Here is a 23,781-nt window from a genome sequence, read left to right on the forward strand (position 1 = left end):
TAACTACAAGCACAGGAACCAGACATGCTGCGACTGAACGAAGTAAAACTCCCGCTCGACCATACCCCGGAACAACTGACCGCCGCCATCCTGGCCCGCCTGCACATCGAGCCGGCCCAGCTGGCCGGCTACACGGTCTACAAGCGCAGCTACGACGCGCGCAAGAAGTCCGCCATCGTGCTGATCTACTCGCTGGACGTGGAAACCACCGCCGACGCGGCCATCCTCAAGGCCAACGCGCGCGACAGCCACCTGATGCCCTCGCCCGACACCAGCTATAAATATGTGGCGCACAACGTCAACGCCGGCGGCGCGCAGCCGCGCCCGGTGGTCATCGGCATGGGGCCGTGCGGCCTGTTCGCCGCGCTGATCCTGGCGCAGATGGGCCTCAAGCCCATCATCCTGGAGCGCGGCAAGACCGTGCGCGAGCGCACCAAGGACACCTTCGGCTTCTGGCGCAAGCGCGAGCTGAACCCGGAATCGAACGTGCAGTTCGGCGAAGGCGGCGCCGGCACCTTCTCGGACGGCAAGCTGTACAGCCAGATCAAGGATCCCAAGCACTACGGCCGCAAGGTGCTGACCGAGTTCGTCAAGGCCGGCGCGCCGGAGGAAATCATCTACGTCAGCAAGCCCCACATCGGCACCTTCCGCCTGGTGAAAATGGTGGAAGCGATGCGCGAGGAAATCGTGTCGCTGGGCGGCGAGATCCGCTTCTCGGCCAAGGTGGCCGACATTGAAATCGACGAGACCAACGGCGTGCGCCAGGTGCGCAGCCTGACCCTGGCCGACGGCGAGCGCATCGCCACCGAGCACGTGGTGCTGGCCATCGGCCACAGCGCGCGCGACACCTTCGAGATGCTGTACCAGCGCGGCGTGTTCATCGAAGCCAAGCCCTTCTCGATCGGCTTCCGGGTCGAGCACCCGCAATCCATGATAGACGCCTGCCGCTTCGGCCCCAACGCCGGCCACCCCATCCTGGGCGCGGCCGACTACAAGCTGGTGCACCACGCCTCCAATGGCCGCGCCGTGTACAGCTTCTGCATGTGCCCGGGCGGCACCGTGGTGGCGGCCGCGTCCGAACCCGGCCGCGTGGTCACCAACGGCATGAGCCAGTACTCGCGCGCCGAGCGCAACGCCAACAGCGCCATCGTGGTCAGCATTTCGCCGGAAGACTATCCGGGCCACCCGCTGGCCGGCATCGAGTTCCAGCGCCGGCTGGAGGAAAAAGCCTTCGAGCTGGGCGGCTCCAACTACAGCGCGCCGGGCCAGCTGATGGGCGACTTCGTGGCGGGCCGCCCGTCCACCGAGTTCGGCGCCGTGGTGCCCTCGTACAAGCCGCAGGTGCAGCTGACCGACCTGGCCACCATCCTGCCGGAGTTCGCCGTGACGGCGCTGCGCGAAGCCTTCCCGGCCTTCGACAAGCAGGTCAAGGGCTACTTCAAGCACGACGCGGTGCTGACCGGCCTGGAAACCCGCACCTCCTCGCCGATCCGCATCAAGCGCCGCGACGACGACCTGCAGAGCATGAACACGCGCGGCCTGTTCCCGGCCGGCGAAGGCGCGGGCTACGCCGGCGGCATCCTGTCGGCCGGCGTGGACGGCATCAAGGTGGCCGAGGCGGTGGCGCTGTCGATGGCGGCCAAGGACTAAGTCCAGCCCGGACGGCGGCCGTCCGGGCTAGCGGCCAGCCTTCATGGCGTCCAGCGCCGCGCGCGCGCGTTGCGTGGTGTCGTCGAGCTCGCGCTGGCGTTGACGGGCATCGTCCTCGGTTTTACGCGCCATGCCGACCGTGTAGACCCGCGTCGCCTCGACCCAGGCGTCGTTGGCGGCGATCAGCCTCCTGGCACGCGCACTGGCGTCCGCCGCCACGGTTTCATACACCTTGTTCATGCCGGCGCGCGCCTGCTGCAGTTCGGTCACGCTCATCAGCTTGGCCAGGTCGGCCGGAATCGCCTTGCCGGGCGGCAACGACGCATCCAGATTCGCCACAAAGCGGTCATAGCACGCGCGCCAGGTCTTCATCGTGGCGGCGAGTTCTTTAATTTCGGGTTGCAGCACCGATTTTTCAGGGAACACCGGCTCGACGCAGCCGAACTTCTCATACTTGACGTCGGCGCCGTCATAAGTGCTGGCAAAGTAGGCAATTTCCGTCTTGCGCTTGCTGCGCAGCTGCATGGTTGCCAGCGATGCGGCGGCATCGGCATTGCCGCGCGCCTGAGCCTGCCGGAGCCAGTGCTCGGCCCGTTCCATATTCTCGGGTACGCCCTCGCCGAAGCCATACATTTCGCCCAGCATCAGCTGCGCGTCCGGCTGGCCGGCCGGCGCCAGCTTGCTGAAGATGCGGAATGCGCTGGCATAGTCCTGCCGGTCCCATGCGGCCACGCCATCCGCCAACTCATCGGCACGGACCGCTGCCGACAGCAGCAGCAACATCCATAGCGCTAGCTGTTTTTTCATCATGCCTCCTACTTGTGTAAAGTAAAAAAAACCCGCATCGCCTAAGCGATGCGGGTCCGGTATGACATGCTTTAAGTAAGCACGAGCTCTATCAGAACTTGTGGTTGAACTCGGCAGTCAGTTTCACGCTGCGTGGATCGGTGGTGCTGATCACGCGTTCGAAGGTATTGCGCAGGCCGTTGCCGTTGTTCCAGCGCTCTTCCACAGCCTGGGTGGTCTGTTCATTGAAGACGTTGAAGATGTCCATCTTCAGCGACAGGCCCTTGACCATGTTAGGACGGTAGACCAGGTTCAGGTCCAGACGCTTGTCCCATGGCAGATTGCCCATGGCGCCGCGCGGGGTCAGTACGTTGGTTGCAACGGTCAGACCGCCGCAGTAGTGTGGACCGTTGCTGTAGTTAGGCGTGGTGCCGTCGAACAGGAAGCGGCCAACGCAGCTGTGTGGACGGCCGGCAGCCAGCAGCAGATTGCCGCCCACGGTCCACTCTTGCGCAACTTCGTAGAAGCCGTATGCCTTCACTTGGTGACGGCGGTCATTGGCCAGCGGACCGTTGGCGCCGATCATCAGCTCCTTGTAGTCCCAGGTCTGGGTTGCAGCCACGTCGGTCTGGCCCACGTCGGACAGGGTCTGGCCTTCGGTGTTACCCGAGCTCTTCGACCAGGTGTAGTTCACCTTGCCGTACCAGCCGCCACGCAGTGGATGCTCCAGGAAGAAGTCCAGGGCGCGGTATTTACGCTCGGCTTTCGGGAAACCCAGATCGGCTGCGGACAGGTTGACCAGCGTCAGGTTCTTCGCGGTGCCGCCGTTGTTGGTCGAACCGCTGTAATCGACGTAGAAGGAATTGGCTTCGCCCGGGTTGAAGTTGGCGCAACCGAAACCGGACCAGTTCGAGGTATCGATCTTGTTCGCGGCAGCATACTTCTCAAACGGACGGCCATCGCAGAAGTCGTCGATGGTCGAACCCAGTTTGCGGAAGGTGCCCTTCACGCCGAAGTTCAGGTCAGGCGAGTACGCGCGCTCGAAGCCCAGCGTGATTTCGTCCTGGTAGGTTGGCTTCAGATCCACTGCGGACAGGGTCTTCGGCTCCTTGGCCTGGCCGTATTCGTTGTTGCTCGAAGCCGGGGCGGACAGTTGGGTCAGGCCGGTAGGGGCGCCGTTGGCGTCCACGCCGGTGTAGGCAAACGCCTGTGCGGTGAAGGTGGAACGGCCGGCGCCACGCACTGCCAGGTGGGTCGGAATCTGCAGGTGGTAACGGCCAGCGCTACCGAACACCTTCGTCGAAGCGTCGCCGTTCATGTCCCACACTGCGCTCAGGCGCGGTGCGATCTGGTTTTTCTGCTCGATGTACTTGACGTGGTCGCCGTTCTGGTTGTCGAAGCCTTCGCGGCGCACGCCTGCGGTGACCAGCAGGTTTTTGGTGATCTGCCAGCCGTCTTCGATGTACTGCGCGGTCTGGTTCGAATATGCATCGGTCACGTCGGTGAACAGGTTCTTGGTCACGTAGTAACCCAGCTTGCCCAAGGGGCTGGTGCTGGTACCCGGGCCTTTGGAGATGCCGCCGCCCAAGTCGAAGGAAGCCATCGGATCAGCTGCATTGCGCAGATAGGTCCAGGTGCCGCCGCCGATTGCCGATTCACCGGCGCTGTTCGAACTCAGCTTGTTCTTGTCCAGACCGAAGCGAATCTTGTGCGTGCCCAGACGGTATTCCAAGTCCAGACGCAGCGACTCGATCTTATCCTTTGCGCCGGTCGGCAGAATGTTGCCGGTGGAGCTGGTGATGGTCTGCTTGTTGACGTAGTTGATGCCTGGAGCCATGTTCTCCGGCGTGAACGAAGCAACGAACAGGTTAGGATCGTAGCCGTCGAACTCATTGATGTGCTTAGACTTCGACTTGCCGTACAGGGCTTGCACCGTGAAGTCGTCGGTAATGTTGCCGGTGTACTTCAGGATCTGGACGTCGGCGCCGTTGTCGGCGATGTTTTTCTCAACTTTCTTGGACGCGACCACACCGTCATGCGTGTTCTTTTTAGGGTCGTAGCCGGAGTTGGTGGTCTTGTTGGTCGGCGTATCGCCGATCAGCGACAGTTCCAGGCGATGGTTGTCGGTGATGTTCCAGTCGAACTTGCCGAAGTAGCGGTCAACCGTGCGCTTGGTGTTGTTCCAGCCGCCAGCCGGTGCGCCGCCAACGCGGATGCCGTTGATGGCGTCCGTGCCGTCGGTATTGGTGCGGGTGGTCTCGGCCGACAGGAACATGAACAGTTTGTCCTGGATCAGCGGGCCGCCTACGTAGGTGCCGTAGCGGGTCTGCGTGCGGCTGTTGTCATGCCGGAAGCGGTAGACGGTGCCATCGGTAGCGTTGGCTCCGGTCGAGAAATGGCCGGTGTTGGCGAAGTACAGATCGCTCTGTTCCGCACGCAGCTTGTTTGGCTCAATGCTGGCCATCGCGCCGAATTCCCAGTTGTTGGTACCGCTCTTGGTGGTGACGTTGACCACGCCGCCAACCGAACGCCCGAATTCAGCACCGAAACCGCCGGTCAGGATCTGCGCCTGGGCGATAGCGCCGAAAGGCAGCTCCGAGGCGCCCAGCTGGGTCAGCGGGTTGGTGACAGGGAAGCCGTTGATGTAGTACGCATTCTCCGAAGCGCCGCCGCCTGCGAAGCTGGCGCCGCCTGCGTAGCGTGGGTCGGCGCGTGTGGTGTTTGGCGCCAGCTGAATAATCGCGTCCACGTTTTGCGCGATCGGCAGTTTGGCCAGTTCACGCGAGGTGAACGTGGCGCCGTTGTTGGCGCTCGAAATGTCGATGCGGTTGCGGCGGCCCGTCACTTGCACGGCCTGCAGCGCTTCCGCGCCGAACACGGCTTCCGCACCCTGGCCAGCCAGCACCTCTACGGTGGCGGACGCGCCGGCAGTGGTCCCCTTCATCAGGGTGACGCTGTAGCGGCCGATAGGCAGTGCCGAGACGGAGAACGTGCCGCTGCCATCGACTGCGGTGGTTCGGGTTTGATTGGTGTCCAGATTTTTGAACACGACGGTATTCGCCGCGCCTGGGGCAACCTTGCCGTAGATGTTACCGGAGGCGTTCGACTGCGCCATGGCCGCCGGCGTAACGATAGCCGACATAGCAGAGGCAGCGAAGGCCAGCTGCAGCGCACGGACCAAAACTGTTTTCTTCAGCATATTTTTCCTAAGTGGTAAAAGCTAACGTAGTGCCTTGCTAAGGCGCCATTGGTTGCTTTGTTAATTATATGTTCCCGACTATTTGCAAAAGAGACGCTTCCAATCGCAGCGCAATTGGCCTTATTTAGACCAACTTCCGCTGCGATTAGATACAGATTCGACCATATGTAAAACTAGACTGTCAAACATGCAATCTTTCAGTTACTCCAAAAAACAACACAAGTTACATTTTACTCAACGTTGTGCAACCATATGGTGCAGCGCGGCACGTATTTAGTGCGTCAAATCCCCATTAAAGTGCCATTTTATGAGGGAAGATAGGTGAAAAATACATATCATCGGGCCGATTTACTGCTTGAAAAATAAGCAGCACTTGTAACCAGGGTAACTTTTGGTTGACGTGAACTGTGCTGGAAAGGTGGAATTTCGCGGTGGAAAGAGACGGCGATCTTGTAGCTAAAAATCACAAAAACCGTCCTAAAAGAAGGGAAATTGATATTAAAAAATTATTCAAAAACACCATGGCAAGAGCCGCGCGGGCCCCTGCCGGATTACTATGGCGGTTAAAGGAGCAAAATATTGCGCTGCGGCGCAGAGGCTGGTATTGATTTGAAAGGCGCGTTTTGGCGGCTATAGCCATCCGGCTTTGCGGAAGCGCCGGTACAAATACACGCAGGTGGCCACCATCACGGCCAGGGCGGCCGGGTAGCCGTAGGGGGAATCGAGCTCCGGCATGTGCTTGAAGTTCATGCCCCAGATGCCGGCAAAAGCCGTCATTACGGCGAAAATGGCGGCATAGGCGGCCAGCTTCTTGTTCACCTCGCCGTCGTCGATGGCCACCATGGACAGGTGCACCTGGATCGCGGTGCTGATGGTGTCCCGGATGGAGTCGAGGGTGGCGCTGATGCGCAGCAGGTGGTCGTGCACGTCGCGGAAGTATTCCTGGGAGTCCGCGCACACGGCCGGCACGCGGCCGCCGTGCAACTTGCCCACCGCGTCCAGCAGCGGCGCCACCGCGTGGCGCAGCGCCAGCGCCTTGCGCTTGAGCGCATACAGCCGCACGATGTTGGCGCGCTGCGCGCTTTGCACGAAGATGCGCTCCTCGATGTGCTCCAGCTCAGTCTCCATGGCGTCCGCGATGGGGAAGTAGCGGTCCACCACGGCGTCCATGATGGCGTACAGCACGAAGGCCGGGCCTTGCTTGAGCAATTGCGGTTCGCGCTCGGCGCGCGCGCGCACGCCCAGCAGGTCCTGGCTGCTGTTCTGCCGGTTCGACAGCACGTAGTTGGGGCCGACGAAGACGTCGACCTCGCCCACCACCAGCTCGTCCGGATTGTCCGGGCTGAGCTCCACCGTCTTGACCACCACGAACAGGGAATCGCCGTATTCCTCGATCTTGGGGCGCTGGTGGCCCCGGCTGGCGTCCTCCACGGCCAGTTCATGCAGGCCGAACTCCTCCTGCATGACGGCCAGCTCGGCCGCGTCGCCCTCGCGCAGCGCCACCCACACGAAGCAGTCGCCACGCGCCACGTAGTCGCTGATCGCGGGAACGGGCACGTCGGCCAGCTTACGTCCATCCTGGTAGGCAACACAATTGATCAGCATAGGGGCGGCTCCGGCGGCAAAGCCGGAAGCTTAGCACGGCCAATGCGGCCCCGCTAATCGTCCTTGGCGCCGTCTATGCCCAGTTCGGCGATCTTGCGCGTGATGGTGTTGCGGCCTATGCCCAGGCGCACCGCCGCGTCGTTCTTGCGGCCGTGCGTGTACTTCAGCGCCGTGCGTATCAGGGCCGACTCGAACTGCCGTCCCAGCACGTCCATCACCTCCTGCTGGCCGCTGGCCAGCATGCCGGCCGCCTGCAGCTCCAGCAGGCCCAGCCAGCTGTCGGCGCCAGCGGCGGCCAGCCCGCCGTGGCCAGCGCCGGACGATGCCGCGCCACCGCCCACTCCGCCCGCCGGCTCGGCCGGCAGCGCCAGCACCGTGCCGTGGTGCTGCATGGCGCCGTGCTCGTGCGCCGCGCCGGCCGGCGCGGCCAGGCTGGCCGGTGCGGCTGCGCTGCCGCCCGCCTGCTCCTGGGTCAGCTCCAGCGGCAAGTCCTTCACCTCCACGGTCTGTCCCGGCGCCATCACGGTGATCCAGTTGCACAGGTTCTCCAGCTGGCGCACATTGCCGGGCAGGTCCAGGCTGCACAGGAAGGCCAGCGCGCTGTCGCTCATGCGCTTGGCCTCCACGCCCAGCTGCTTGGCGCTCTGCACCAGGAAGTGCCGCACCAAAATGGGGATGTCCTCGCGGCGCTCCCTCAAACTGGGCAGGCGCAGGCGGATCACGTTCAGGCGGTGGTACAAGTCTTCGCGGAACAGGCCGTCGCGCACGCGCTGCTCCAGGTTCTGGTGCGTGGCGGTAATCACGCGCACATTGGCCTTCAGCGGCTGGTGCCCGCCCACGCGGTAGAAATGGCCGTCCGACAGCACGCGCAGCAAGCGGGTCTGCAAATCGAAGGGCATGTCGCCGATCTCGTCCAGGAACAGCGTGCCGTTCTCGGCCTGCTCGAAGCGGCCGCGCCGCGTGGTCTGGGCGCCGGTGAAGGCGCCGCGCTCGTGGCCGAACAGCTCGGACTCGAGCAGGTCTTTCGGGATGGCGGCGGTGTTGAGCGCGATAAAGGGCTGGGCCGCGCGCGGGCTGTGCTTGTGCAGCGCGCGCGCCACCAGCTCCTTGCCGGTGCCGGACTCGCCGGTGATGAGCACCGTCACGTTCGACTGCGACAGGCGGCCGATGGCGCGGAACACCTCCTGCATGGCCGGGGCCTGGCCCAGGATCTCGGGCGTCTCGGCCGGGCCGGACTCCACGCTGGTCTCGCGCAGGCTCTCGTCCAGCGCGCGGCGGATCAGCTCGACGGCCTTGTCGATGTCGAAAGGCTTGGCCAGGTATTCGAAGGCGCCGCCCTGGAAGGCCGCCACCGCCGAGTCCAGGTCGGAGAAGGCTGTGATGATAATGACCGGCAGGCCGGGATGGCGCGACTTGACCAGCTGCAGCAGGTCCAGGCCGGAGTCACCCGGCATGCGGATGTCGGACACCAGCACCTGCGGCGTCTCGTGCTCCAGCGCGGCGATGGCGTCGCGCGCGTTGGCAAAACTCTTGGTGGCCAGGCTTTCCCTGGCCAAGGCTTTTTCCAGTACCCAGCGGATCGATTCGTCGTCGTCAACTATCCAGATTGGCTTCATGTGTTCTCAGTATCCCGCGGATGGATCAACAATCAAGGGATCCGGCCCCAATATCGCGCCGCGCCCGCTTATGGCAGGGGCAGCAAGATCCTGAAGTCCGTATATCCAGGCCGGCTCTCGCACTCGATCACGCCCATGTGCTGCTGCACAAAGGTCTGCGCCAAGGTCAGTCCCAAACCGCTGCCGCCCTCCCGGCCCGACACCAGCGGGTAGAAAATGCGGTCGCGGATCTGGGGTGCGATACCCGGTCCATTGTCGATGATATGCAAATCTAATGCCAGGTTGTAGCGCACCTTGGCCAGGGTCACCTGGCGCGCCACCCGCGTCTTCAAAACCAGCTCGGCGTCGCCCTGCTCGATGCGCTGCGACAGCGCCTGGGCGGCGTTGTGCGCGATGTTGAGCACGGTCTGGATCAGCTGCTCCTTGTCGCCCCGGAACTCGGGGATGGAGGCGTCGTAGTCGCGCCGTATCGCCAGGCCGGACGGGAACTCGGCCAGGATCAGGCTGCGCACGCGTTCGCACACTTCATGGATATTGACGTCGCCCACGATGTGCGGACGGCGGTGCGGCGCCAGCAGGCGGTCCACCAGCGTCTGCAGGCGGTCGGCCTCCTTGATGATGACCTGGGTGTACTCGCGCAGCTCGGCCAGGTGCAGCGGCGGCAGCTCCATCTCCAGCAGCTGCGCCGCGCCGCGTATGCCGCCCAGCGGATTCTTGATCTCGTGCGCCAGGTTGCGTATCAGCTCCTTGTTGACCTGGCTCTGGTCCAGGATGCGCTCCTCGCGGTCCAGCTTGAGCTGCTGCACGTTCTCGCGCAGCTCGATCAGGACCGCGCCGGGCGGCTCGTCCAGCGCCGACACGATGCTGTGCACCTGCAGCGGCTCCTTGCCGGCGCGCTCGAGCGCCAGGTCCTGCCGCAGGTCGGAAAACTTGTGCGCGCGCGCCTGCGCGATGATGTTGACCAGTTCGTCGGGATTGCTGAACAGGCCGGCGAAGCGCTGGCCCGACAGCGCCTTGACCGAGCTTTCCAGCAGGTTCTCGGCGGCGGCGTTGACGTAGGTGATCAGGCCCTCGGCGTCCAGCAGGATCACGGCCGACGCCAGCAGCTCCAGCCCGGCCAGCGATTGCGGGCGCGCCAGGGCGGCCGCCGCGCGGGCGATATTGGTGACGATGCTCATATGCCTCCCCTTGGGGATGGTGCGGAAACGGCCCGCAGCGGGATCAGCGGATATTCTGGATCTCGCGCTTCAGCGCTTCCACGTTCTTTTCGGACCGGCTGATGCTGTCCTTCAGGCTGGCCACGCGCTCCTGGTATTTCGCATAATTGCGCTCGTCGCCGCGCCGCTCCGGCTCGCCGCCGTTGAACTCCTTGCGCAGCTCAGCCAGCTTGGCCAGTTCGCCGTTCAGCTCCTCCTGCAGGATCTGGCGGCGGTCGGCGTCGCGCGCCTTCTGCTCGCTGCTGTCCACGCGCGGGAAGTCACCAGGCGTGGCGGCCGGCGCCGGCGCACGCGGCTTGGCGGCGCCCTCGGCGCGGCGCGCAGGGGCCGGGATCGCGCCCGGGATATCCAGCGGCTTGCAGTTGGCGTGCTTGCGGCTGTCGGTCAGTTCCTTGTGGCCGCTGGCGTCCACGCACAGGAAAATCTGTCCCTGGGCCGAGGCTAATCCAGTAGCGAACAACAATGCGATAGGTGCAAAATTCCAGGTAGTCATGCCCCGACTATACAACATCCGGTAAAAAAAACGCGAGGAGAGCAGCTGCTGTCCTCGCGTCTGGTTGCAGGCCGGCCGGAGCCGGCGCTGCATCGCCTATTACAGCGAGTAGTACATGTCGAATTCGACCGGGTGGGTCGTCATGCGCATGCGGGTCACTTCGGTCATTTTCAGTTCGATGTAGGCATCGATCATCGAATCGGTGAACACGCCGCCGCGGGTCAGGAACTCGCGGTCCTTGTTCAGGTGATCCAGGGCTTCTTCCAGCGAAGCGCAGACGGTCGGGATCAGCGCGTCTTCTTCCGGTGGCAGATGGTACAGATCTTTCGATGCTGCTTCACCTGGATGGATCTTGTTCTGCACGCCGTCCAGGCCGGCCATCATCAGTGCTGCGAAGCACAGGTATGGGTTTGCCAGTGGATCCGGGAAGCGGGTTTCGATACGGCGGCCTTTAGGATTGGCCACGTGTGGAATACGGATCGAAGCCGAACGGTTGCGTGCCGAGTAAGCCAGTTTCACAGGCGCTTCGTAGCCTGGCACCAGGCGCTTGTACGAGTTGGTGCCTGGGTTGGTGATCGCGTTCAGCGCCTTGGCGTGCTTGATGATGCCGCCGATGTAGTACAGCGCGAAGTCGGACAGGCCTGCATAGCCGTCGCCGGCGAACAGGTTTTTGCCGTCTTTCCAGATCGACTGGTGCACGTGCATGCCGGAACCGTTGTCGCCAACGATAGGCTTAGGCATGAAGGTGGCGGTCTTGCCGTAGCTGTGGGCCACGTTCCAGACCACGTATTTCAGGTTCTGGGTCCAGTCGGCGCGCTCGACCAGGGTCGAGAACTTGGTGCCGATTTCGTTCTGGCCGGCGCCGGCCACTTCGTGGTGGTGCACTTCAACCGGGATGCCCAGCGATTCCAGGATCAGGCACATTTCCGAACGCATGTCCTGGAAGGAGTCCACTGGCGGCACTGGGAAGTAGCCGCCCTTGACGGTAGGACGGTGGCCGCTGTTGCCGCCTTCGATGTCCTTGTCGGTCGACCAGGAAGCTTCGTCGGAGTCGATCTGCACCTTGGCGCCCGACATGTCGATTTTCCATTTGACGGAATCGAAGATGAAGAACTCTGGCTCAGGACCGAAGTAGGCGGTGTCGCCCAGGCCCGACGACTTCAGGTAGGCTTCAGCGCGCTTGGCGATGGAGCGCGGGTCGCGGTCGTAGCCCTTGCCGTCCGACGGTTCGATCACGTCGCACTGCATGAACAGGGTGGTCTCTTCCATGAACGGATCAATGTTCGCGGTTGCTGGGTCAGGCAGCAGGATCATGTCGGATGCTTCGATGCCTTTCCAGCCGGCGATCGAGGAGCCATCGAAGGCGTGACCGGATTCGAACTTGTCGATATCGAAGTGCGATACAGGCACGGTGACGTGCTGTTCTTTGCCGCGGGTGTCAGCAAAGCGGAAATCAACGAATTTCACTTCGTTATCTTGTACCATTTTCAATACATCTGCGGCGGTCAGTGCCATGCGTCTCTCCTAGTGAAAAAGTGGGGCAGCCCACGCTGTTGCGTGCGGCTTGAAACTCGTCATTCCTTAAAGCAGGAAGCGTGCCAGAGGATTTTCCCTCTTGCACTACTTTTGCGCATAATCTTATGCGCACAATGTTGGTGCATATCCAAAATTATGCACCTCTACGGTGCGAAATTTTGGCATTTTGGAAAAATGCATCGGCATGGTGCAAAAAACTTCCATGGACGATCGGGCACTATAATAAACGCAATATTGACAGCAGAAGTGGGAAATGTGCCATGAGCAGTATTGCCGACATCCTCGAGCGGGCGCGCAGCCGCGACGCCGCCCTGCCCTACGCGGGCGCCGTTACGCCCGCCGAAGCGCACGCGCTGCTGGGCGCGGACAGCGCAGTGAAACTGATCGATGTGCGCACCAATGCCGAGCGCGACTGGGTGGGCCGGGTGGCCATCCCGGAGTCCCAGCATGGTGCAGTCCAATGGAGCACCTATCCGGGCGGCGTGCCGAATCCGCAATTCCTGGAGCAGCTGGGGGCGGTGGCGAAGAAGGACGACGTGCTGCTGTTCCTGTGCCGCTCCGGCGTGCGCTCGCGCCACGCCGCCAAGCTGGCGACCGAGCACGGCTACACGCAGTGCTACGACATCCTGGAAGGCTTTGAAGGGGACAAGGACGCCGAAGGCCACCGCAAGCAGGTGGGCGGCTGGTGCAAGGCCGGCCTGCCCTGGCTGGGCGCCTAGGCGGAACCGGCGGGTTACGGCGCTGCGCGCCTAACCCGCCTGCAGGCCCGCGACTTACAGGCTGTAATTCAGGCGCGCGTACACAAAGCGTCCCGAACGGCCGAACGGCGAGTAGTTCGAATACGGCGCGTTACCCGTCGTGTTGAGCGCGGCCGGGTAGGCGTCCGGATACTGGTCGAACAGGTTGTCCGCGCCCACCGCCAGCGACAGCTGCTTGGTGATGGCGTAGCGCCCTTCCAGGTCCACCAGCGTCTTGGCGCTCATCCAGAAGTCCAGCGCGGCGGTGGTGCCCGGCGCCAGGATCTTGCCGTAGCGGGTGGCGCGCGCCGTCACGCCGAAGGCGCCGTAGGACCAGGTGCTGCTGCCGATGAACTTGGTCTTGGGCGTGCCGTCGGTGAAGGTCAGCACGTTGACGCGGTCGAACAGCACCGGCGCCGGCGACAGCGCCGCCAGCTGGGCCGTGACCGGCACCTTGGTCACGTCGGTCTTGGTGTAGTTGCCCGCCACCGTGAAGTCCAGCTTGCCGTAGCCGTTGGTCTGCACCGGCCAGCTGGTGACGATGTCGATGCCCTTGGTGGTGGTGTCCACGCCGTTGATGAAGAAACGCCCGCCGCCCACGCCGATAAAGCCCTGCTTGGTCAGGAAGTCGCGCACATTGGTCGCCGTCAGGTTCTCGGACAGCACGATGCGGTCCTTGATCTTGATGTGGAAGGCGTCCGCCGTCACGTTCACCGCGCCCAGGCGCAGCACCGAGCCAACCGAGAAGTTGACCGACTTTTCCGCGTCCAGCGGCTTGGCGCCAAGCGCGATGGCGGCCGGGTGGCTAGGCTTGAAGGTGGTGATCTCGAACGGCACGCCGTTGATGAAGTTGGTCGAGGTCGAGGTGAAGAACTGCTGCTGCGGCGACGGCGCGCGGAAGCCGTTCTGCACCGAGCCGCGCAGCGCGAACTCCGGCACGAAGTCGTAGCGGCCCGCCAGCTTGCCCGACACGCTGTTGCCGAAGTCGGAGAAGTGTTCGCCGCGGATGGCCACCGAGCCGAGGAACTGCTTGGTCAGGTTGGCTTCCAGGTCCACGTAGGCGCTGTAGGCCTTGCGGCTGTTGTCCGATTCGTCGGCCGGACGGAAGCCGGGGAAGACCTGCGCGCCCGGAGGCGCAGGCGTGCCGTTGGCCAGCACCTGGCCGCCGTATCGCCACGAATCGGCTTCGCCGGCAAACAGCTTGTAGCCTTCGCGCCGCACCTCGGCGCCCACCGCCAGATTCACCGGCGTGGCCAGGCCCGCGTCGAACTGGCGCACGCCGGACAGGTTCAGCGTCAGCTGGTCGTACCAGAAGCCGCCCGCGTCGAACACGGTTTTGCTGGACGGGCCGATGGAGCGGTTCAGCGTGTTCTCGATGGTGTACTGCATCTTGTTCTTGCCGTAGCCGATGGACGCGTCCATATCCCACACGCCGGCCTGCCAGGTCACGCCGCCGGTGGCGCTGTAGTCGTCCACGTCCGGCGCGATGATGGGCAGGAAGCCGTCCGGGTAGATGGAGATGATGTTCTGGTCCTGCAGCGCGCGGCGGAAGAAGCCGGCCGACTTGGCTTCGCGTTTCTGGTAGCTGGTCCAGCCATACAGCTTGGCGCCGCCTTCCAGCGCGTAGCCTGCGTTGGCGAAGATGGTGGACTGCTTCATTTCAGGCTCGCCGTACCAGGCGTTGAAGCGGTTGATGGTTTTCTCGCGCGGGTCGAAGGCGCCGTTCACCAGCGGGTATTGCTGGCGCACGTCGTAGCCGCTGCGCTCGGTGTGCTCCTGGTCCTTGTATTCGGCGGCGACGGTCAGGTAGCCGCTGTCGCCCAGCTCGAAGCCTTTCCAGCCGCTGACGGTGGCGGTGCCGCCGTCGTTGCGCTTGCGCGAGGTCTCGGTGCCCCACGTGGCGCCGGTGGGCAGCGCGCCGGCGATGAAGTCGTAGTCGGTGCGGCGCTGGCCGTAGCTGGCGGTGAATTCGCCGCCGGTCTTGTCGGTGCGCAGGCGCAGGTTGACCACGCCGGCGATCGCGTCCGAGCCGTATTGGGCGGAGGCGCCGTCGCGCAGCACTTCAATATTCTTGAGCATGGCCACCGGGATGGTGTTCATGTCCACCGAGGAGGAGCCGCGTCCGATGGTGCCGTTCAGGTTCACCAGCGAGGACGTGTGGCGGCGCTTGGAGTTCACCAGCACCAGCGTCTGGTCCGGGGCCAGGCCGCGCAGCGTGGCGGGACGCACGGTGTCGGTGCCGTCGGCCAGGCCGGGGCGAGGGAAGTTCAGCGACGGCAGCGCCACCGACAGCGCCTGGGCGATTTCGGCCACGCCGGTGTTCTTGATGGTGTCGGCGCTGATGATGTCGACCGGCGAGGCGGTGTCGAGCGCGGTGCGGTTCGCCACGCGGGTGCCGGTGACGACCACGGTGGCCGAGTTGTCTGCTGCCGGGGAGGAGGATGCTGGTGCGGATTGCGCGGCGGCGTGGCCGGAGGCGAACAGCGAAGCGATGGCGACTGCGAGTACTTGATTTCTCTGCATTGCAACTCCTAAGGTGGTTGAATTTTTTTTGCTTTACTTAGTATCGCCTTGCCAAAAAAGTAAAGTCAAAACAAATGCAAGCACTGTGTCGCGCCGCTGTAACAATTAAGTAATATTACGTACCGATCATGCAGGCAGTACGTCCTCCGCGTGCGCCCCCAGGATGCGCTGCCGCACCAGGTTGATATGGCTGCGCAGGCCGTACAGGTCGTCGGCGAAGGACAGCGGTATCGAGATCTGGTTCACCTTTTCCTCGATCTCGTTCAGGCGCTCGAGCTGCTCGGCGTGGACCTTGGCGCGCTGGTCCGGCGGCGCGGCGGCCAGCGCCTGCTCCACCGTGCGCAGCTGGCCATACCAGCGGAACACGCGCGAGCGGATGCGCCACACGTACAGCGGCGGCACCACTTTGGACAGCGGCAGTATCAGCGCGCCCAGCGCCACCACCACCACCCACATGCGGTCAAAGAAATTGGCCAGCCAGAAGCTCATGTAGCGCTGCAGGAAAGGCGGGCCGTCCTTGTAGAACTTGGCCGCCTCGTGCGCCACCGGGATCTCGCTGTACTTGGGCGACGGGAACTGACCCTGCTGCTGGAACCAGCCGGCGCCGCTGTGGATGGTGCTGGCCGCCTGCACCAGCAGGTCCACCAGCGCGGGATGCAGGTCCTCGCGCGCCACCAGCGTGGCGGTGGGGGCGATCAGGTGGTAGTCCTTGGCCGGCAGGTCGCGGCCCAGGTCCACGATCCCGCGCGGCAGCACCACGTGGGTCAGGAAAGGCAGGCGGCGCGTGTAGGCCTCGGCCTGGGTGAAGTCGAACAGCTTGATGCCGGGCGTGATCAGCAGCATCTGGATCAGCGGCGCGTCCGGCGCGGAGCTGAACACCAGGCCGTCGATGCGTTTTTCCAGCAGCTCCACGGTGGCGGGCGTGTTGGCCAGCGAGCTCACTTTCAGCTCGGACGGCTCCAGGCCGTTGGCCTCGAGCACCTGCTTGAACAGGCGCGGCGCGCCGCTGCCCTCGGGGCCGAAGTTGATGCGCAAGCCTTTCAGCTGCGTCAGGTCCTTGACCTTGACGTCCTCGCGCAGGAACAGCCAGAGCGGCTCGGTGAACAGGCTGCCCAGCGAGATCAGGCCTTTGCGCTCGGCCTCGTCCTGGCTGGTGGTGCCGCTTTGCAGGAAGGCGATGTCGGCCTCGCCGCCGGCCAGGCGCTGCAGGTTTTCGTAGGAGCCGGTGGACGGCTTGAGCACCACCTTGATGCCGTGCTTGCCCAGCAGGTCGGCGTATTTTTTGCCGAAGGCCTCGTAGGCGCCGTTTTCCTGGCCGGTGGAGAGCGTCACCACGCGCGGCGGCGCGGGGTCCACCAGCACGTAGGCCAGCACGCAGGCGGCGGCGATGGCGAGGATGGTGGGACCGGCGGTGACGATCAGGTCCCGCACCGAAAAGCGCGAGAACTTGAGGATCTTGGTCATGTGGTGGCGCATGGGTTTCATGGGGCTACACCATGCCAACAAATGAGCAAACATGCAAGGGGCGCGCGCGGCCTGGGCCGGCGCGCCCTGGCATCAGCCGCCGCAGGCGCGCAGCGGCGGCGTGGCGCCGCCCACGGCAGGCGCCAGGGTGGGCTTGGCGCCCGCCGCGCCGGTGTTCAGCGAAGCCGCCACCACGCCGGCCTTGGGCACGGCATTGGGTTCGATCAGCGGCATCAGGCTGGGCGCCAGCACCACCAGCAGCTGCACCGGCAGCGCGCTGGTGAAGTCGTAGTTCTTCGATTCCGGCCCGTGCACATAGGCCGTCATGCTGCCGAAGAAGCGCTCGCCGATATTGAACACAAAGGTGGCCGAGCGGTTCACGAAGCGCGACTCGATCAGCCGTCCGCCGCCGCCGTACACGTCGAAGCGCTGGTCGCCGGTGCCGGTCTTGCCGCCCACCGGAATAATGCTGCCGTCGCTTTTCACGAACGCGGCCTTGACGCGCTTGGCCGTGCCGTCCGACACCACTTCGCGGATCGCGTCCGCCGCCGCGCGCGCCACTTCCGGCGACAGGATCTGTTCGTTGCTGGTGGGCTTGCCGCGCTTGAGCAGCGTTTCATACGGCGTGCCCGACGCGAAGTGCAGCGAGGTGATGCGCTGGCTGCTCTGGCGCACGCCGCCGTTGATGATAATGCCCATCATCTCGGCCAGCGCGGAAGGCCGGTCGGCCGAGGCGCCCAGCGTGGTGGCGTAGGAAGGCACCAGCGACTCGAAGGGGTAGCCCATCTTCTTCCATTGGCGGTGGATGGCCATGAAGCTTTCCATCTCCACCAGGCCGGCGATGCGCTTGTCCTGAGCGTGCTTGCGGTGGGTCTTGAACAGCCACTGGTAGACCTCCTGCCGTTCCTTCTCGCTGGCCGCCACGGCCTGCGCCATGGTGGCGCCTTCGTTGTTGCGCAAATAGGCCACCAGCCACAGCTCCAGCGGATGCACATTGGCCAGGTAGCCGCGGTCCGCCAGCGACCACTTGTCCATCGCGTACTGCTCGTACATCTTGGCGGCGCGGTCGTCCTGGATCTCGTTCTGCGACGGCAGGTTGTCGTTCAGGAAGGTGCTGAACTGCTCCACTGTGGCGTTCGGGAACAGGGTGCGGTGGATATTGGCCAGGCGCACCGGCGTGGGACGGATGCTGGCCACCAGTATCTTGTCCAGCTCCGCCTTCGGCTTGCCGCGGTACTTGGAATAGAAGCGGTACAGGAATTCCTTGCCTTCCTTGTCGGCGAAGCGCGCCAGGTAGTCGGCGCGGCGCGGGTCGTCGGCGTCGGCCAGCAGCGAGGCGGAGGACCCGGGCGCCTGGAACATGTAGTACTTCACCACGTCGCGCATCAGGCGCACGAACACCAGGTTGGTGGAGCGGCGCAGCGCTTCGCGCACGGTCAGGATGCGGCTGTCGTCCTCTTTCGAGAAGTTGCCGAAGGTGTGCACGCCGCCGCCGGTGAAGAAGCCTTCGCCCGGATTGCCGGAGTATTTGCGCTCCATGGCGTCGGCCAGCATGTCGGTCAGGCCGCGCTTGTCCGACGGATGTTCCAGCAGATAGGCCACGGCCCACTGGCTCAGGCGGTCCTGCGGCGCCAGCACCTGCTTGCGCAGCTCGTCCGGGCCCATGTCCTTGTAGCGCTTGTGCAGCTGGTCCACGATGTCCAGGTAGGTCACCAGCGTGCGCAGCTTGGCGGTGGAGCCCAGGTCCAGCTTGGCGCCTTCGTTGATGTCCAGCGGCTGGTCGAAATTGTCGGTCTGCAGGCGCAGGAAGTTGGCGCCCTCGCCTTTTTCCAGCAAGGTGAAGCTGTACACCACATTGGCCGGGTCGCCGTTGCCCAGCATGCCTTTGCCGGTCAGGCCCGCCGCCTTGGCCATTTCGGGGTCGCGCAGGTCGCGCAGCACCTGCGTGACCTTGCGCTGCGCTTGCGCGTCCAGCGTGCTGACCACGTTCAGGTCCAGCCGGTCCAGGTTGTACATGCGGTTGTCGCCCAGCAGATTGGCCAGGTGGTTGCGCACCGAGTTGGAGGCTTTGCGCTCGACGAAGGACATGTCCGGCGCCGCCGCCAGGCCGTTGCCGGCGGCCGGATGCAGGCGCTCTTTCAGCGCCGCGTCGCGCAGCTCGGGGGTGATGATGCCGGCCTGCGCCAGCACGCGCAGATGGCTGTTGGCCAGCGTTTCCAGGTCGGCGTCGCCGGCGCCCAGGTAGTAGCTGGGGCGGCGCTGCGCGATCAGCAGGCTGAGGGCCTCCTTGAAGGCCAGCGCGCTGCCCGGCTGGTCCATCTTGCCGCCCAGCAGGCGGTTGACCTCCTTGAAGTCGCGCCCATACCAGACCCACATGCCGTCGCCGATGCCGTTCACTTCGCCGTAGCCCGGCTTGGCCGACAGCGGCACCGTGTTCAGGTAGTCCACCACGATCTGGCGCCGCACGCCGCTGGTGTCCGGACCGTACTGGTAGGCGCGCAAGGTGGCCGAGATCATCTGCTGCAGCTTGTCCTTCATCGAGCCGGTGCGGCCTTCCGGCGAGTGGCGGTATTTCTCAATCTGCGTGGCCAGCGTGCTGCCGCCGGCGGCGCGGTGGCCGCCCGCCACGGCGCTGACCGATTTCTCCAGCACCGCCTTGCTCAGGCGGTCCCACTCCACGGCCGGATTGCGCTTCGGATAGGTGTTGTCCAGCAGCTCGCGGTTCTCGATGAACAGCAGGCTTTGCACCAGCGCGGTCGGCGTCTCCTTGAATCCGGGATAGATGCGCTCGGGATAGCTGGCGGTGAACAGCGGCTCGGCGCGGCAGTCCACGATGTTCAGGCCGGTGCGGGTTTTCTCGCGGTAGGTGGCGAAGATGCCCATGTCGGCCAGCTCCACCATCTTGGGCGAGAAGCGCGCCTGCGCCGCCACTTCGTAGTCGCGCGCTTTCAGCTTGCCCAGGTAGTCAGGCAGGTTGGCGTAGCCCAGGCGCTCGTCGTAAGGGCTGTCGTGCGGGTAGCGGATGGCTTTGCTCGGGCCGGGTTCGACCTTGTAGCTGATCTTGCCCGCCAGTTCGGAGAAGAACTTGGCCTGCATGGACGAGGTGCGCATTTCCTGCAGCATCCACCAGATGGCCAGCGACAGCAGCACCAGCAGCAACAGGATGAAGGCGTTGCGCGAGCGCTTGCTCTTGGGCTTGCCGGGCTCGGACGCTTCCGGTTCGGCCGCCTGCGCATGCAGCAGCACGGCGGTTTGCGGTGGCGGCACCACGCGCAGACGGTTGCGGCGGATGCCGAATACCGCTGCGCCTGCACGCAATTTACGCACTGCGCGCGCAACAATAAGGGGCCTGCGGAAACGTCGATTGCTTGGGTTGCTTGACATGATATTACTTAAACCGGTGCTGTATCAGTGGTACTGCTCTTGCTATCCATTGCACCACATCGGACCCGCACGCACAGGCCGCTACGCCGATTATTTGATCTGCACCCAGTCTTTTTCGCAAAAAAACAACGCATACGGCTGAGCCGTCATCGGACGTCCTACAGCCGCGCGTACTCCACCTTCAGGCTGTCGAGCTCCGCGCACATATGCGCATAGGCCGCAGCCGCCTGGCCCGGCTCGCCTTTCACGCCCAGCTCGATATGGCGGCGCGTGTTGGCGTCGCCCACGCTGGGCAGGCTGAACACCTTGATGCGCGGGTACTGCGCTTCCAGCGCCACCATCAGCGGCGTCAGCGCCGACTCGGCCGCCTCGTACACCAGCACGCCGTGCTCGGCGCGCGGCTCGCGGTTGAACAGGTCGGCGTAATGGGTGTCGAGCACCCATTCAATCATGGGCCAGGCCATGACCGGAAAGCCGGGCACGAAGTAGTGCGTGCCCAGCGCAAAGCCGGCCACGTTGTTGTAGGGGTTGGGAATCAGCGCGGCGCCTTCGGCGAACTCCGCCATCTTCAGGCGGTGCAGGTTTTCCGCCGACTCCAGGTCCACCGCCTGGCCCGCCTCGCGGCCCATCTGCAGGATGCGCTGCTGGATGTTGTGTTTGCCCTGTTCATGCAGCACCAGCGGCAGGCCCAGCGCGTCGGCCGCGGCCTGGCGCGTGTGGTCGTCCGGCGTGGCGCCTATGCCGCCGCAGGAGAACACGATGTCGCCGCTGGCGAAGCTGCGCTTGAGCGCGGCCGTGATGCGCACCGGATCGTCGCCCAGGTACTCGGCCCAGCCCAGCTGCAAGCCGCGCGCGGCCAGCAGCTGCACCACTTTGGGGAAGTGCTGGTCGACGCGTTTGCCCGACAGGATCTCGTCGCCGATGATGATAAGTCCGATAGCCATAGCCCTGCCCTATTCTGTTGGTGTGCGTGCGCGCTGCTGCTGCAGCGCCTCCAGACAATAATACTCAAACCACAGGCCGGTGAAGATAAAAATCAGCACGTACAGCCAGATCGAGGCGGCCGCCAGGAAGGGGAAGAACACCACGGCGATGGTGGCGCCGCCCACCCACACCATGCCCGGAATGGCGCCGGCCACGCCGGACACCACGCCGATCGCCATCAGCGGCCAGCGGTGCGCGCGGCGCAGTTCGGCGCGTTCGTCCTCGCTGGCGTAGTCGGCCAGCGCGTCGTAGCTCATCACGCGCTGCGTCAGCCAGCCCCACAGCAGCACCTGCACCAGCAGCGCGGCCGGCGGGAACAGATACAGCGGCAGCGCCAGGAACCACACGAGCACGAAGATGGCGAAGCCGCCCAGCGCGGCGGCCACGCTGCCGGCGATGCTGCCGCCGCGCTTTTTCTCCAGCTGCGGATAGTGGCGCCCGCCCACGTGGCGCACCACGAAGGGCATGGCGGCCACGCCGATAAAGATCAGCGCCGTCAGTATCATCAGCGGCAGCAGCGTGAGCATGGCGATCAGCGGCGGCACCACGGTCTTGAGCACGCCCAGCCCGATCGCGTTGAGCCAGCTGCCGCTGGCGTCGAACAGTTCGTGCTCGACAAAGGCCGCATGCAGATAGTCCACCATGGGCTGCAGGCAGAAGTACAGCAGCACGGCCCACAGCGCCACCGACAGCAGGAAGGGCACGATGCTCAGCATCAGCATCTTGCCGTGCAGCTGGGACAGCAGCGCGCGCCCGTAGGCGTTCAGTACCGCCTTCATTGTTCAACCTTCATTCAGTTGGCTCCTTGCCGAAGTTGTGCACCATGCGCTTGAGGCCCAGCCACTGCTGCTGCCAGAAGCCGCGCCCGTACTCGCGGCCCGGCGCCACGCTGCCGTCCGGCGCGGTGCGCGGCAGCTGGTCGCGGATGCCGGTCTGCACGAACTCGGGCGTGAAATTGGCGGTGCGGAACAGCATGTCCCAGACCGGGAACAGCACCGCGAAATTGCAGCCGCCCAGCGTGCCCTTGCCTTTCGACTCGTGGCCCACGCCGATGGCGTGGTGCATGCGGTGGAAGCGCGGCGACACCAGCAGGCGCTCACCGATGGCGCCGAAATGGATGCGCACATTGGCGTGCTGCAGGCTTTGCACCATGCGCGACAGCGACACCAGCAGCACGTACTGCGCCGGCGGCACGCCCACGCCGATGGCCACCAGGGCCATGACGATGTCGCGCAGCAGGTCGTCCAGCACATGGTTGCGGTCGTCGCTCCACAGGTTCATATTCATCTGGCTGTGGTGCAGGCTGTGCAGGCCCCACCACCAGTTGAACTGGTGCGAGGCGCGGTGGTACCAGTAATCGACGAAGTCCAGCAGCAGCAGATACAGCACGAAGCTGCCCAGCGGCCCCATGCCGGGGAACAGGCTCTCCAGGTTGAAGGGATGCACGTCCTCCAGCCGCAGCAGGGCGTTCAGGTGGTCCAGCAGCGGGTCCAGCGTGAAGAAGATCACCACCGTGAACAGGCCCAGGCGGTGCAGCGCGGTGTAGATGAAGTCGTTCCAGCGCGCGCGCGGGTCGGTGAATTTGTGCACCGGGATCAGCGCCTCCATGGGCCGCAGCACCAGGAACAGCAGCACCATCTCGGCCAGGCCGATCAGCAGCCATTCCGTGCCCTCAAAGGCTTCCTCGGTGATGTCGCCCAGGCCGGCATAGAACAGGAAGGGCTGGATCACGGTTTCGAACAACCAGCCCTGGGCCATGCCCAGCCAGTCGCTTAGCAGTTGCATCATGGTTTTACAGTACGCTTGAATTGGGAGACATAGTCAGGGTGCTCGCGCAGCGTGGCGAAGCAAAAGCCCTTTTGTTTCAGTCCGGCGATCAACGGCTCCAGGTTGGCCGGCGCCCACGGGTCCTTGCGCGACCAGATGCCCATGTGGGCCATGAAGATGTCGCCGCCGCGCAGTTCGCCCAGGGATTTCTGCAGCAGGGCCGCGTTCGGCCAGGCCGCGCTGGACAGCTCGTCGCCCGAGAAGCCGGCCTTGGCCCAGCCCACGTGCGCGTAGCCGCAGGCCTGCGCGGCCGCCAGGCTGCGCGGCGACACCTTGCCGCCGGGCGCGCGCCAGATGGGGTCGAGATGGCTGCCGGTGAGCTGCCGGAAGCGGCTGTCGACGCGCTTGATCTCCTCGCAGTACTGGGCCGGGCTCCAGCTTTGCGCCTTGCCGGCGCCGGCGCCGAACTGCGGCTTGACCTGCAGCTTGCCGTCCGCGCCGTCCTTGAGCCAGTAGACGTGGTCGAAGGTGTGCGAGCCGAAGGCATGGCCTTCGGCCACGCGCGCCTTCCAGAACGGCGCCCAGGACGGGTCCAGCGAATAGTCGCCGCGCACCGTCTTCTCGTTGGCGAGGAAGAAGGTGGCCTTGATCTGGTGCCGGTTCAGTGTCTGCGCGATCAGCTCGGCCTGGGACTGGCTGCCGGTGTCGAAAGTGAGGTAAATGGTGCCCTGGCACGCGGCCGCCGCGCTGGCGGCCGTGGGCGCGATCAGGTAGACGATGAGGGCGGCAGCGCCGCCCGGTAGCAGCAGGCCGCTCATGG

General features: G+C 64.6%; 16 protein-coding genes. 2 read left to right on the forward strand and 14 right to left on the reverse strand.

Annotated features, from left to right (window positions below; all coding sequences use genetic code 11):
• The first annotated feature begins 24 nt into the window (after positions 1–24).
• The gene (locus AC07S4_RS07765; protein ID WP_494986092.1) at positions 25–1,650 is read left to right on the forward strand and encodes an NAD(P)/FAD-dependent oxidoreductase; all 1,626 of its coding nucleotides are present in this window, start codon (positions 25–27) and stop codon (positions 1,648–1,650) included.
• Between the two features lie 27 nt (positions 1,651–1,677).
• Here AC07S4_RS07765 and AC07S4_RS07770 read toward each other — a convergent pair whose 3' ends face one another.
• The 7 genes from AC07S4_RS07770 to glnA form a co-directional block, all read right to left on the reverse strand.
• The gene (locus tag AC07S4_RS07770) at positions 1,678–2,460 is read right to left on the reverse strand and encodes a tetratricopeptide repeat protein (RefSeq protein ID WP_494986093.1); all 783 of its coding nucleotides are present in this window, start codon (positions 2,458–2,460) and stop codon (positions 1,678–1,680) included.
• 88 nt (positions 2,461–2,548) lie between these two features.
• Positions 2,549–5,635, reverse strand: coding sequence for a TonB-dependent receptor (locus AC07S4_RS07775; protein WP_494986094.1), 3,087 nt, complete (start codon positions 5,633–5,635; stop codon positions 2,549–2,551).
• 630 nt (positions 5,636–6,265) lie between these two features.
• Positions 6,266–7,240 carry a magnesium and cobalt transport protein CorA gene (locus AC07S4_RS07780; protein ID WP_494986095.1) on the reverse strand — a complete coding sequence of 325 codons (975 nt, stop codon included), beginning with the start codon at positions 7,238–7,240 and terminating at the stop codon, positions 6,266–6,268.
• Between the two features lie 53 nt (positions 7,241–7,293).
• The gene (gene ntrC / locus AC07S4_RS07785; protein WP_494986096.1) at positions 7,294–8,856 is read right to left on the reverse strand and encodes a nitrogen regulation protein NR(I); all 1,563 of its coding nucleotides are present in this window, start codon (positions 8,854–8,856) and stop codon (positions 7,294–7,296) included.
• A gap of 68 nt (positions 8,857–8,924) precedes the next feature.
• Positions 8,925–10,034 (reverse strand): nitrogen regulation protein NR(II), encoded by a 1,110-nt coding sequence (glnL, locus tag AC07S4_RS07790; protein ID WP_494986097.1) that lies wholly within the window; start codon positions 10,032–10,034, stop codon positions 8,925–8,927.
• Between the two features lie 43 nt (positions 10,035–10,077).
• Positions 10,078–10,566: a DUF4124 domain-containing protein gene (locus AC07S4_RS07795; RefSeq protein ID WP_494986098.1), complete on the reverse strand. Its 489-nt coding sequence runs from the start codon at positions 10,564–10,566 to the stop codon at positions 10,078–10,080.
• Between the two features lie 99 nt (positions 10,567–10,665).
• Positions 10,666–12,081, reverse strand: coding sequence for a type I glutamate--ammonia ligase (gene glnA, locus AC07S4_RS07800; protein ID WP_161075543.1), 1,416 nt, complete (start codon positions 12,079–12,081; stop codon positions 10,666–10,668).
• Between the two features lie 281 nt (positions 12,082–12,362).
• Between glnA and AC07S4_RS07805 the strand changes: the two genes are divergently transcribed.
• A complete protein-coding gene (locus AC07S4_RS07805) occupies positions 12,363–12,821 on the forward strand; it encodes a rhodanese-like domain-containing protein (protein WP_494986099.1) in 459 nt (152 codons plus the stop codon).
• A 54-nt stretch (positions 12,822–12,875) separates the two neighbouring features.
• Here the strand turns inward: AC07S4_RS07805 and AC07S4_RS07810 are convergent, their stop codons facing one another.
• The 7 genes from AC07S4_RS07810 to AC07S4_RS07840 all read right to left on the reverse strand — a co-directional run bounded on the left by AC07S4_RS07810 (position 12,876) and on the right by AC07S4_RS07840 (position 23,779).
• Positions 12,876–15,362, reverse strand: a complete 2,487-nt coding sequence (locus AC07S4_RS07810; RefSeq protein WP_494986100.1) for a TonB-dependent receptor plug domain-containing protein — start codon at positions 15,360–15,362, stop codon at positions 12,876–12,878.
• A gap of 126 nt (positions 15,363–15,488) precedes the next feature.
• Positions 15,489–16,826 (reverse strand): TAXI family TRAP transporter solute-binding subunit, encoded by a 1,338-nt coding sequence (locus AC07S4_RS07815; protein WP_494986449.1) that lies wholly within the window; start codon positions 16,824–16,826, stop codon positions 15,489–15,491.
• 93 nt (positions 16,827–16,919) lie between these two features.
• Entirely contained in the window at positions 16,920–20,072 is a 3,153-nt protein-coding gene (locus AC07S4_RS07820) for a transglycosylase domain-containing protein (RefSeq protein WP_494986450.1), read from the reverse strand.
• Between the two features lie 296 nt (positions 20,073–20,368).
• Positions 20,369–21,154 carry a competence/damage-inducible protein A gene (locus tag AC07S4_RS07825; RefSeq protein ID WP_494986101.1) on the reverse strand — a complete coding sequence of 262 codons (786 nt, stop codon included), beginning with the start codon at positions 21,152–21,154 and terminating at the stop codon, positions 20,369–20,371.
• A 9-nt stretch (positions 21,155–21,163) separates the two neighbouring features.
• Positions 21,164–21,973, reverse strand: coding sequence for an EI24 domain-containing protein (locus AC07S4_RS07830; RefSeq protein WP_494986102.1), 810 nt, complete (start codon positions 21,971–21,973; stop codon positions 21,164–21,166).
• 10 nt (positions 21,974–21,983) lie between these two features.
• Complete coding sequence (locus AC07S4_RS07835) at positions 21,984–22,982, reverse strand: sterol desaturase family protein (protein WP_494986103.1); 999 nt, start codon at positions 22,980–22,982, stop codon at positions 21,984–21,986.
• Positions 22,979–23,779 carry a polysaccharide deacetylase family protein gene (locus AC07S4_RS07840; protein ID WP_494986104.1) on the reverse strand — a complete coding sequence of 267 codons (801 nt, stop codon included), beginning with the start codon at positions 23,777–23,779 and terminating at the stop codon, positions 22,979–22,981. The genes AC07S4_RS07835 and AC07S4_RS07840 overlap by 4 nt, the downstream gene beginning before the upstream one ends.
• Positions 23,780–23,781 lie beyond the last annotated feature (2 nt).

It is taken from the genome of Pseudoduganella sp. GW821-FHT05F09 (assembly GCF_059419605.1).